We start from the raw sequence: 12,361 nt of genomic DNA, 5'->3' as shown, positions 1-12,361 counted from the left end.
TTCTAAAGGCATTATCACTTTCATCAACAAATGGGAAGCTAAATTACAGCTGTTAGGCATTGGCTTTTAGCAGTTAGCGCTTCATCATAATATTTCTTTCTAAAGGCATTATCACTTTCATCAACAAATGGGAAGCTAAATTACAGCTGTTAGGCATTGGCTTTTAGCAGTTAGCGCTTCATCATAATATTTCTTTCTAAAGGCATTATCACTTTCATCAACAAACGGCAAGCTAATAGCTAACAGCTAAAGGCTAACAGCTCTAATAGCTCATCTCATTCAACTTCACCTTACCCCGGAATGTCCAGAACAGGAAAACGGTATATCCAATTACCATAGGGGTGCCAATGGCAGCAATCAGCAACATGATTTTTAATGACTTTGTGGAAGATGCCGCAGCATAGATGCTGATACTATATGCCGGATCGGTGGTAGATATCACAATATTGGGATATAATCCAACCGCAAACAGTATTAGTAAACATGCCGTAATAATGCAGGAGTAGGAAAACGCGGTATAATATTTACGGGCATCTACATTCCTTTTGATGTTCAATAGAATCAACACGGCCAGCATGGGCAGTCCAAATAAGGCGGGCTGTGACTTAAACTGATGCGTCATATGCGGCACATAAATGAGAGTAGCCATTGACGTTAGTATAAAACAAAGAATGAAGAACTTGCTACAGTTGTTTACAATCACTGTCAGCCGCGTATACAGCCTGTTCTCCGTTTTCATCACCAGGTAAATGGAGCCATGCAGCATGAATAACGATAAGGTGGTAAATGCAATCAATATCGCATAAGGATTAAAGAAAGTAAGCAGGGTACCGGTAAATTCATGTTCCTTGTTGATGGGTAGTCCATGTATCAGGTTGCCCAGTACCAGCCCCAATAAGAGCGTAATACCTGTACTGGACACGGTGTAGCTGATATCCCACATTTTCCGCCACCATAACCATGTTTCCTTACTTCTGAACTCTATAGAAATAGCACGAAAAATAAGTGCTACCAGGAATAACATAAAAGGGATATAGAAGGTAGATAATACCACTCCGTATACCAGTGGGAAACCGGCAAACAGCGCACCGCCGGCAATCACCAGCCATACTTCATTACCATCCCATACCGGTCCAATTGCATTCAGCACAAGGCGCCGGCTTTCTTCTTTCTTAAAAAACAGGTGTAAGGCACCTGCTCCCAGGTCAAAACCATCGAGTACACCATATCCTGTGATCAATCCGCCAATCACTAAAAACCACCAGGTAGGCAGATCCAGTCCGAGTATTGTTTCCATACAGCTATGATTTAGGATGGTAAGTAAGGTTGTCATGATAATAGCCATCAAATTCAGTTTCCGCGTTTTCTGAAATGTCAGGACCATGCTGTATTTTCCGGGTCAGCAAATAGATGAACAGGGTAAACAGCAACATATATACCAGTGTAAATAATATCAGGGAAAACATCACCTGGTCTGCGGTCACCTTACGGGACAAGGCATCGGAGGTGCGCAGTAATTTATATACCACCCAGGGTTGACGCCCTACTTCTGCAGCATACCATCCTACCTGGTTGGCGATTTGTGGGAGTACAACTGCCCAGGCGAAGATGATCATCAGCCAGCGCTGGCTGAACAGTTTCTTTCTCCATAAAAGAAAAACAGCTAATAACGTAAGCCCTATGAGTATCATACCGATGGTAATCATGAGGTGATACATCTGGAAGACAAAATTCACCGCGCCGGGCCTATCTTCTTTGGGGGTTGCTCTCAATCCTTCTACCGGTGCAGAAAAACTGCCATGGGTAAGGAAAGATAACCCACCGGGAATTTTGATACCGGTTGTCTTTTCATTTTTATTATCTACCCATCCCACCAGGTACATGGGAGCTACGGATGAACTATCGTAGTGTCCTTCCATGGCAGCTAGCTTAGCGGGCTGGTATTTACTCACATAATGTGCTGACCGGTGACCTGTGAACAGTTGCATCAAAGCAGCTATCACCGCCACTCCCAGCCCCACTTTAAACATGGCCTGCGCATGTTTTACAAAACGTTGTTTTAATATATACCAGGCCGCCACGCTCATCACGAGGAAGGAGCCAGCCAGGAAAGAACCAATAATGACGTGTGAGAAGCGATCTACAGAAGAAGGATTAAATACCATTTCCCAGAAATCCGTTACTACTGCACGGGCCTGCATATCGTGGCCTTCAATACGGAATCCGGTAGGTGTTTGTTGCCAGGAGTTGGCAATAACAATCCAAAGGGCGGAGAAAATAGAACCTAATGCTACCATACAGGTAGAAAAGAAATGGACACCTTTGTTGACCCGGTTCCATCCAAACAGCAATACCCCCAGGAAAGCTGATTCCATGGCAAAAGCAAAGATGCCCTCTGCTGCCAGGGCGCTGCCAAAAATATCGCCTACATAATGTGAATAAGTGGCCCAGTTAGTGCCAAACTCAAACTCCATCACAATACCGGTGGCCACACCTATACCAAAAATGAGCGCAAATATCTTAATCCAGTATCGGGTGATATCCTTATAGAGCGCAAGACCGGTTTTAAGATACAAGCCCTCCATGATCACAAGACATAGCCCCAGCCCTATACTCAGGGGAGGATAGATGTAGTGAAAGGCAATGGTAAAGGCAAACTGTATTCTGGATAGTATTTCTACGGAAGGCATAATATCAAATTATTGATGCAAAGGTAGTTGGTGAAGATATCCATGAAACTGATGTTTGTCATGTATTGATAAAAATATAATGTTATCATCACCTTAACAAGTAAATAACCGGTTTATCGCCTTGTTTTTACTATCTTGAAACAATAATTTTAGTGTAATGGTTTACTTGATATAACGTCCTGCCGTAGTGCAGGACGTTTATATGTATACTCCACTAGTTAATTTCTATCACTACTTTACCGAAATAATTACTGCTGCCCATGTGCCGGAATGCCTCCTCCGCCTTGCTTATAGGGAATACGCTATCAATTATCGGATGAATATTACTGACTTCCACTGCGGCTGCCAGTTCTTCAAAGCTTTGCAAGCTACCTACAGAATATCCCTGTAGCCTGATATAACTGCCTACGATAGTAAAAAGATCGAGTGGTAACTGGGCCCCTGCAATGAATCCTACCAGTCCTACAAAGCCGTTAAAGCCGGCAGATTTCACAGAGTTGACGATGGTGGCCGCACCGGCGATATCCAGTGTGGCATCTACGCCTGCACCATTTGTGAGTCGTCTTACTTCTTCGTGCCAGTTTGGATATTTTTTATAGTCAATGACTTCATGTGCGCCTAATGCCTGCAGTTTTTTTAATTTCTCCGGGTTACTGCTGGTAGCTATTACTCTGGCGCCTGCTGCCAGTGCAATTTGCAGGGCAAAGAGAGAAACGCCGCCAGTGCCTTGTGTGAGTACGGTTTGTCCTGGTTGGATGTGGGCATAGCTCATTAATCCGGTCCAGGCAGTAACGCCGGCAACGGGTAACGTGGCCGCCTCTACGCTGGTAAGATTAGCAGGAGTACGTACCAATGCGTATTCAGGGATTACTGCATATTCTGCCAGCAAACCGGGTGTACTGACGCCTGTTCTGATATGATTGGTTGTAGGAGTAGCCAGTCCATTCTGCCAAAGCTGGTTGTAATGTATCATCACCCGGTCCCCTACTTTCCATTTGCTCACATTGCCGCCGACGGCAGCTACTACTCCGGCACCATCAGATGTGGGAATACGGGGTAATGGCAGCTCTTTGCTATAGGTACCGGTAGCCAGGGCTACGTCGAGGTAATTAAGGGAAGCAGCTTCTATTTTTACCAGTACCTCATGCGGTGCAGGCGTTGGCGTAGGTATTTCTGAGAGTTGTAAACTTTCCAGTCCGAATGCTATTTGCTGTATTGCTTTCATAAGAATAATTTTTTCTGAGACAAAATTGCGTACTAACTTCACATCAGACAAGTATGCACCATTTGGGAATGTAGGTACCATTTGGATACTATTGCTGATAATCAATGCCAAAAAAATGAAGAAATCTGAAAAAAATATTTATCCCGATACGGTTTGTGCAGTAGATTATGCTTTTCAGCGTATTGGCGGCAAGCACAAAGGCCGTGTTATTTACCAGCTGAGAAACGGCATAAAGAGATATGGGGAATTACGCCGCCTGGTGACCGGAATTACAGCCAAGATGCTGACACAGGTGCTGCGCGAACTGGAAGAAGATAACCTGTTAACCCGGCATGTATACCTGGAAGTACCTCCGCGGGTAGAATACCAGTTAACTGATACAGGCAAAGAGTTGTTGCCTTTTATTATGCTGCTGAGTGAATGGGGCAGAAAACAGATGGGGAGGGAGCCATTGTGCGAGCCGGTATTGCAGGAACTTGTTGCAGAATAAATTGCTGAAAAGTTAACCCATCCACTTGTTTTTGAAGAAGCTATTTCTTCCTACTTTTCATGTGGAAAAAAAGCTGCTGCCAGGGAAATTTCTACAAAAAACAATGCGTATTTTTATACTAACCTGTTACCCGGAAATTTAATATTGTTAACCATCTAATATTTTCCTCACCTCAAAATTAATCTATGAAAAAATTCTTTGTACCTGCCTTACTGGCATGTGGTGTGATGGGGGTGTTGCACTCTCAGAACCATCGGTTTGTTGGTAATGTTGCCGTTGCCGCTAATGTATCACCAACCTATGCAAACACAAAAACGGCGGATGACTGTTTAAACTGCACTGCCGTAAACAAGAAGTGTATCAATGGCGTATGTGAATGGGGACAGATTCACTACACGTCATCACAAACGATACCAGGTAATCCTATCCGGTTCCGCTGCTTTTATCATTATGAATGGTCAGATGGATCTATCAGCCCAACCTATTATGTAATTCAGGGTTTCGCTTGTTTGCAGGATTGAGTAAACATAAAAAAATGGACTGATCTACCTTTACGGATGGATCAGTCCATCGTATTTTTAAGCGCTGATGATGTTACGACATCACCGCCATGGCTTCAAATTCTTTCTTCCTGTCTCTGTATTCTTCCATGGTAAAATTATACACCACTGAATCGCGTTTGTTTTTATTCGCTACAAAGTGACAGGCATGTATATATGGTTCTGCGATATTCAGTTTATCCAATGGGGTTACTACCAGCAGCTGGAGATTTAACTGTCCGCAGTATTCCATCAGGTAGTGACTTTTTTCCGGATCCAGTTTGCTGAATGCCTCATCCACGGTGATGAAGCGTAAGCTGCGGTGCTGCCTGTTGGCTTCGTTGATACCAAACTGGTAGGCAATAGCAGCTCCCAGGATGGTGTAGGTAAACTGCGCCTTTTCACCACCGGAAAGACTGGCAGTATCTTCATAATATTTGAAGGCCTTGTTATCTGCGATATAAAACTCTTTGGCGCCGAAGTCCAGCCAGTTGCGCACATCTGTTACTTTACGGCGCCATGCTTCATTTTGCTGTAATTCATGGATGAGCAGTTTTATGTTTTCGAATAACTGATCACCGTAGGCCTCATCCTTTTCCATGTGATATTTGTAGGAATCAGGTACAGCGTTGCTGAGTTTTTCTTTGAAGTTGCGTATTTCCACGTCCTTTACGTGACGGCATTCCAGCTGCAGATATGTATCCGGATTTTTGTTGAAGGTAATGTTACGCAATGGTTCATTCAGGTCTTCCATTACTTCGCGGATCAGGTCTTCCTGTCCGTATATCCATGCCCGGTAGTTAGTGATGGCATTGAGCATGCTGGTGTCCATGTATTTGCGGAACCGTTCTTTATGTTCAATGAGGCGTTGGAATTTGATACGTTCATACAGGGAGGCAAATTCCTCGATGTATTTCACATGAGGCTGCAGGTCGGTGACATCACCGAGCCAGTCAGGATAGGCATCGTGGATCGCTTTAGGCGGCATTACGAAAGCGGAGAGCTGCCGGGTAATCTCGGCTTCTTTTTCAGCAGATTGGCGCATGGCGTCCTGCAGGGTTGCTTTCATGTTGTCGTCTGCCCGCTTGCGGTAAGAAGCCAGTTCGAGGGTTGTTTCCGCAGGTTCTGTCAATGACAGGTCGGTGAGGTATTCCAGCACGTATTGCAGGGAAATATCATCGAGTTTATTGACTTTCAACTGGTTGAAATGACGCAATTTTTCTGCCGCTTTATCATCCAGTCTGCCCTTTTCCTGCAGGGTTTTTTCTTTTTCTTTTTCTTTGCCCTGCAGTTGTGCGATAACATCATCCAGTTGATCGCAGATCACCTGGTATTTATCGCTGGTTTGCAGCAACTGTGATTTTTCGCGTGCAAAGGATTCGATAACGCCGGCATGTGACTGCCAGCTGATTTCGCTGTAGTTGCGCAGCGACAGAAATGCGTTCAGCAGTGTATTGATGGTGGTAACGGCCTTGCGGCTTTCTTCCAACTGCGAAATGTTATGCTGTATGGTAGCAATATTATTATTGCATTCGTCCTGTTCTTCTTTTAACAGGCGGAGTTTGTTTTTATTATTCCATCCCAGTACATAATTGTTTTGCTGGGAACGGTTAGGGCGGTCATCTTTTTCGTGGCGTGTAGCCTGCCGCGTTAGTCCGTTGGAAGTAACTGCTTTGCGCGACCGGTTAAATACGGCCATATCATCTGTGCAGGTATAATCAAACTGGTCGAGCAGCTGGTTTTGCAGCCATTCTTTGAAGTGGGTACCGGGTTTGATATCTATTTTCTGCAGCAGACTTTCTTTCTCGGTAGGCATCCGCAACATGGTATAACTCTCCTCTTCTACTTTGTGGTATACGAGGCGGGTTTGCAGGTTGTTGGAATTGATATACCGGTTGATGTCCATGATATATTCTTCGGGTACGAGGAGGCGCAGACCGAAGTTATGCAATACCTTTTCGATGGCGTTTTCCCAGTGGATTTCCGCATCTTTTACTTTGATCAGTTCGCCGGCGAAGGGAAGATCTTCTTCCTGTACCTCCAGCATATCCGCCAGTTGCTGACGGATGCGGATCAGTTCATAAGGGATATTATTTTTCCGGTGAAGGAAGGAGTCGATTTCTTCTTCCAGCCGGGATGCCTGTGTTCTTTCGGCGGCCAGACTGCTTTTATGATGGAACATTTCTTCCTGTAATGTTTCCAGCTGTTTATCGTGTCCTGCTTTCAGTTGCTCAGCGCCGGTAATATTTTCATGGAACTGTTGTTCGTCCGGGTTGGGAGCGAGTTCCAGTCTGTCTGCCAGCATGTTATATTCTTCCATCTTGTTACGCTTGGCTTCGAGTGCCTTTTGTTCGTAGTGGATGGATTTTTCAATGGAACGTAGCTGTTCGTCCACGCTGTTATTGGCTTTCTGGGCTATCAGTTCATCTTTACGCAGGTTGATAGATTGCAGGTGTTCGTTGATACTATTGAGAGTACTGCTGGTGACCTGTTGTTCTTTCTGCAGTATTTCCAGTTCTTTCTCCAGGATATCTTTTTCCTGTTTGTTGAACCAGGTGGGCAGGATATCCTGTAGCATCTGCAGTTCGCGGTTGCGGTCCTGTAGTTGTTGCCAGGCGGCCTTATTATCGATGATAGGGCCCAGCATTTTCAACTGGGTTTCATCTTTCTGTATGGCGCGATGGCTGGTAAGCAGACTGTCGTAGTTTTCGCGCAGTTTCAGGAATTCATTTTCACTATCTGTTTCTTCCAGCATCTGTCCACGGATAAAAGTGTTCAGGTCGCCGAGTACTTTGATACCTACTGTTTGGTTAAAGAGAGACAGGGCTTTTTCGCTTCTCAGGCCGAATATGTTGCTGAACAGGGCAGCGTATTCTTTGAAGCTATCGGTGATTTCCGTTTTGGGAAATTCGAGGCGCAGTCTTTTTTTCCAATCTCCTTTCACATCAAATTTACCATTGCCGAAATGGTCATTGATATTGAGTTTGTGCGGAGATACGATGTATTGTCTTTTGAGTTCGCCGGAATGCCATCTCACCTGTGCGAGGGTGATCTGGTGCATGGTGGCTGCATTATAAAAGTATGCGAGCAGTACGGAGTACGGATTGTTTTCTTTGTGGCGGAGTTGTTCTGTTTTTGACTGGAGGGAGTCTTCGGAAAATGTTTTTCCGTAGTAGCCCCAGAAGTAGGATTCTTCGCCGCGGTCTTTCCGTTGTTCGGTACCGGATGATTGGTTATAGAAGCGTTTGCCGGCGGGCACGAGTAGTGTCAGCAGGGCATCGATGAGTGTTGTTTTGCCGCTACCGTTGGCGCCTGTGAGCAGGGAGGTGTTACCATTGGTATTGAGCCGGTATATTTTATTATGGAAAGTGCCCCAGTTGTATATTTCGAGGTAATGCAACCGGAATCCACTTTCTTTTGAATCACTATTGAACAGGGTGGACATGCAGTTTTAATTTTGATTTTATTTCTTCCAGTTTCTCGTTATTAACCAGTGCTTTGATGATTCTTTTTACCTCGTATTGATGTAGCTCCTTATTGGCAGCGTCCTCCCGGGTAATTTTCAGCACACCTATGTTTAGCAGGCTGTTGATAGGTTTGTTGAGATCTTTCAGCAGTTTTGATTTGTTGTGTCGTTCTTTGAAGAAGAGGGCCAGTCTTTCTTTGATTTCTTTTTGGGTCATAAAAAGACGGGTACCATTTCCCTGGATATCGAATTCATCGAGGGCTTCCCGGAGTACAATACAGAGTAGTGTAGCTTCGTAGGTAAGCCTGGTTTTGCGCATGAGGCGGGGCAGTGCTTTTTCTGTGGTATCATCTGCCTCGGGTTGTACGATGCGTGCAAATCCGTCTGCTTCGCTGACGATGAGTTGTAAACCTGTTTGCTGGAGGTATTTGCTCAGTTCTGTCTGCCATCCGAGCAGGTCTTTCCAGTAAGATTTATCTTCTTCGTATACGGGTCCCTGCATGAGTTTTAGAAACACGTGTGCAAAGGGAGATATATTTTTCTCGGCCATGTTTTTAGTTTTGTGAATTTGTGAACAGCACCATGGGCATGTTGATGGTGCGGCTGCCCAGCATCACCGGGTCTGGCGTTTCCAGTATGATATGGTGAGCCGACTGGCTGGCGATGGAGAAATAGGTGATCAGTTCTGTGAGTCCTTTTTCGGCGCCATAGATGTCTACCAGTTCTTTGAGGCTGACCTGCTTTTTGTTTTGCAGCTGTGTGGAGATGCGATCTTCCAGCAGGGCGCGGTCTATATTGAAATGGTTAAATAATGCGTTGAGGTCATTGGCGTCAAATTCAGTGCCGCCCATGCCATCAGGGAATTCCACTTCCACATTTGGTTTTTTCTCATCGGCCATTTCCCAGCGGTCCAGGAGGTCTATTTCCGGATCGCTTTCTATCTCTATGAAAAATTCTTCACCAGGCTGGTTATCGAGCGACTGAAACGCCAGTTGCCGGATATCGTTGATGAGTTCCATGGCTTTCCTGTGGTCGGTAAGATTGTTTTCGCTGAGTACCCGGCTGAGTTTATCGCTCAGCTTTTTGTTGGCATCAATTACTTTTTTCCCGGAGGCGTGGAGGAATTGTTTGAGTTTTTTGAGGAAGCGGTCATTTTTGTATTCGATGTTCCGGTCTTCCAGCAACTCGTACAATTTTTCTATGAGCTCCCGCATTTCTTCCTGTTTGTTTTCATCCATCAGGAATTGCCAGAAGGAATAGAAGCTTTTGCCCTGGTCTTTTTGCCGGAGGGCTTCGAAGGAGTCCAGTGTATAAGCCAGCAGGGCGCCTTTGGCGATATCTCTTTCGCTTTGTTTGCGGTAAATTTCCTGGGTGATCTGTTCAAAGTTTTGTTCTACTTCTTTAAAATCGCTCAGGAGTTCGCGCGACATGCGGTTTACATCGTAAAATCTTTCTTTTATCTGGGTATCATCAAACACTTGTACTTTACCGGTGATGGTGATGGCTTTTATTTCCTGTTCTATTTCATATTTCTTTTTCTCCAGCTCCTGAATCCTTTGTTCAGGGTCTTTGTTACTCTGATCGATGAGTTCTTTGAGTTTAGAGAAAATATCTTTGAAGCGGCTTTCAGTTCCAACAAATTCGCGTTTCTGGAGAGTGGATACCCAGTGCATTACTTTTTCCATGTCGCTGCTGAGTTCATGGATATCCAGTCCGTCGTCGTCAGGGTATTTGCGGAGGAAGCCTTTGTTGCTCCATTGATCAATATATTTCCTGGCTTTCACATCATCGTTTTCCAGCAGGCTGGTAGCGTCTATTTCATCATCAGTGGTCTGATAACCGGTTACGCCCAGATAATCTGATAAACGGGTTACCAGTTCCACATTGGAAATGGTCGTTTGGTTTTTTTCCTTGAATGTGTAATGAAAAAATGACAGCATCATTGGCGCGCTACGTGCCCGGAGTATCTTGAGTGTTACTGACTGGGCATATAGATTACATAATTGGTCATACGTCATAGCTGTAAAAATAAGGAATTACTGCGGATGGGGTGCGCCTTCGGCGCATTTTCTTTGCTCAGAATCAGACTGATTCTGGTGATTTTATTTCTTTTTATAGAAATTAAAATTATCAAAATCAATTTAATCCTGTTTAAATGCAAAGGGCGGAGGCCTTCTTTTCCGCTTTTACATAATATAAAGCCCATCCAGTCTTGGTTGTACTGGTGCGGGCACGGGTTCATCTCCCAGCAGCTCTATGATGTTGATTTCTATCGTCCTGGAGATGTTATCCAGCGGAATGGCCAGGGGTTGGAATTCAAAGGGATTCATGAGGGTGATACCATTCAGGTGGGTGACATGGAATACGAATCCAAACATCCATCCGAAGGGGATGGCCCACATCCCTATGGATTCGGTCATCATGAGGGTATTCATGATAACGTAAAACCAGATGAACATTTGGGTGAAGTATACGTAGCTGGGAGGGAATACGGTATTTTTTATTCTTTCGGACTGTCCCATAGCATCGCAATGTCTTACGAGGATCTGATTGAGCTCAATAAAACGGAATCCGTCTATGGCGCCGGATTCCCTGAGTTGTTGCAGGTCACGGGTTTGCATGTTCAGGAGAGCATTGGGGATATTGCTTTGTTTTTGTACATCTGCAATTTCTTCCTGTGTGAGGTAGCGGGTGTAATAATCGTCCGGGCGCTTGCGCAGGGAGGCTTTGAGGGCGCAAATGAATGCCAGGTGGCGGTAAATCAGGTGCCGGACTACTGCCTGGGTAGCCGGATCGCCGGGGGCGGTGGCATAATATAACATGCTACGGCCCCAGGAGCGGGAATCGTTTACGAGTGCTCCCCATATTTTGCGGGCCTCCCACCATCGGTCGTAGGCCTGGTTGTTATTAAATCCTATAAAAAAAGCGATGGCAGTACCCAATACAGCAGAAACGGTGACGGGGATGGATACATGTGATGCCAGCCAGTAGGTGTCCAGTAAATACACGAGGGTACAGCATCCCAGCAACATGAGATCTACTTTCCAGGTAAAGGAAAAGATCTGGCTGAGTGATAGTCTGTGTTTCAGCAGCATATTCTTGCAGTATTTTTTTGGGTAAACGGTCTTATTTCAAATTAAATAAAAAAAATGGGAATATTATCTCTTTAGAAATCAATTATTTATATTTTAATCCTCTAATAGTCTATAGGAATAGTAGGGTAATTAAAATATTCTCCCTATATTTGTTTCATCATAGCAAAAGATATTCACCAAACCTATAACAGCGGCCATTTTATCAGCCATTAAAAAAAGCCTTTATTATGTCATCACTGTCAACGCTCTACAGATACGCCGATTACTTACCGATCCCTACTCCGGAAAATTTCCCCAGTCCTATAAGAGCCCGGGAGAAGATTAACCCTTTGTCTACCGGTAATTATTTCCCCGAATTTTTGTTGGAAGAATCCCGCATTATTAATAGTGCTGCTTTATTGAGTCATGTAGACCAGGGAGCATCGCTGCATCATATCACGGCACAGCCGCTGGTGATTGCTTTTTATTCCTGGCACTGGAATGGATATGGTGATCGTTTGATCGCACAGCTGCAGCAAAGCCATGCTGCTATTGAGGCTGCAGGTGCACGTTTGCTGGTAGTATCCAGTGAAGACAAAAAGCACTTTACCACCGTAAATCCCGGACCATTGTCTTTCGATGTAGTGCATGACGCACAGCACCGCATTGCCAGGAAAGCAGGCATTTACAGGGAGTCAGACCCTATCTGGGGTTTTGTATCCGGTGTAAACGCAGACGTGCCTGTGCCGGCCATCTACCTGGTTACGCCATCGCTGGAAATCAGTTACACATTTGTTGATCTGTACTTACAGGAATCATTTTCACCGGAAACGCTGGTAGCTGCGATCGACAAGAAGCTGGCTATCAGTGCCTGAAA

Annotated in this window: 10 protein-coding genes; 3 read left to right on the top strand and 7 right to left on the bottom strand. The window is 44.9% G+C overall.

The genetic code is table 11. From position 1 onward, the window contains the following. Positions 1-262: 262 nt before the first annotated feature. From cydB to AC1DCV_RS12175, 3 genes are all read right to left on the bottom strand, one after another. Entirely contained in the window at positions 263-1,297 is a 1,035-nt protein-coding gene (cydB, locus tag AC1DCV_RS12185) for a cytochrome d ubiquinol oxidase subunit II (protein WP_441573164.1), read from the bottom strand. Between the two features lie 4 nt (positions 1,298-1,301). Further along, a complete protein-coding gene (locus AC1DCV_RS12180) occupies positions 1,302-2,690 on the bottom strand; it encodes a cytochrome ubiquinol oxidase subunit I (RefSeq protein ID WP_441573165.1) in 1,389 nt (462 codons plus the stop codon). Between the two features lie 214 nt (positions 2,691-2,904). Continuing rightward, positions 2,905-3,915: a zinc-dependent alcohol dehydrogenase family protein gene (locus AC1DCV_RS12175; protein WP_477023430.1), complete on the bottom strand. Its 1,011-nt coding sequence runs from the start codon at positions 3,913-3,915 to the stop codon at positions 2,905-2,907. Between the two features lie 115 nt (positions 3,916-4,030). Here AC1DCV_RS12175 and AC1DCV_RS12170 point away from each other — a divergent pair, with 115 nt between their 5' ends. Together AC1DCV_RS12170 and AC1DCV_RS12165 are read left to right on the top strand one after the other, a co-directional pair. After that, positions 4,031-4,405, top strand: coding sequence for a winged helix-turn-helix transcriptional regulator (locus AC1DCV_RS12170; RefSeq protein ID WP_477023429.1), 375 nt, complete (start codon positions 4,031-4,033; stop codon positions 4,403-4,405). Positions 4,406-4,590: 185 nt separating this feature from the next. Further along, positions 4,591-4,926: a hypothetical protein gene (locus tag AC1DCV_RS12165; protein ID WP_477023428.1), complete on the top strand. Its 336-nt coding sequence runs from the start codon at positions 4,591-4,593 to the stop codon at positions 4,924-4,926. 73 nt (positions 4,927-4,999) lie between these two features. On the opposite strand, the gene AC1DCV_RS12160 is transcribed toward AC1DCV_RS12165, so the two are convergent. The 4 genes from AC1DCV_RS12160 to AC1DCV_RS12145 form a co-directional block, all read right to left on the bottom strand. Continuing rightward, positions 5,000-8,389, bottom strand: coding sequence for an ATP-binding protein (locus AC1DCV_RS12160; RefSeq protein ID WP_477023427.1), 3,390 nt, complete (start codon positions 8,387-8,389; stop codon positions 5,000-5,002). After that, entirely contained in the window at positions 8,370-8,960 is a 591-nt protein-coding gene (locus AC1DCV_RS12155; RefSeq protein ID WP_477023426.1) for a DUF4194 domain-containing protein, read from the bottom strand. Before AC1DCV_RS12155 ends, AC1DCV_RS12160 begins: the two co-directional genes overlap by 20 nt. A gap of 4 nt (positions 8,961-8,964) precedes the next feature. Further along, entirely contained in the window at positions 8,965-10,428 is a 1,464-nt protein-coding gene (locus tag AC1DCV_RS12150) for a DUF3375 domain-containing protein (RefSeq protein WP_441573171.1), read from the bottom strand. 168 nt (positions 10,429-10,596) lie between these two features. Beyond that, positions 10,597-11,505: a bestrophin family protein gene (locus AC1DCV_RS12145; protein ID WP_477023425.1), complete on the bottom strand. Its 909-nt coding sequence runs from the start codon at positions 11,503-11,505 to the stop codon at positions 10,597-10,599. Positions 11,506-11,732: 227 nt separating this feature from the next. Between AC1DCV_RS12145 and AC1DCV_RS12140 the strand changes: the two genes are divergently transcribed. Further along, positions 11,733-12,359, top strand: coding sequence for a redoxin domain-containing protein (locus tag AC1DCV_RS12140; protein ID WP_477023424.1), 627 nt, complete (start codon positions 11,733-11,735; stop codon positions 12,357-12,359). Positions 12,360-12,361: the final 2 nt, after the last annotated feature.

This window comes from Chitinophaga sp. 10T418 (assembly GCF_056394125.1).
Note: the sequence above shows the minus strand (reverse complement) of the source record. Positions and strands in the feature narration are given on the sequence as shown.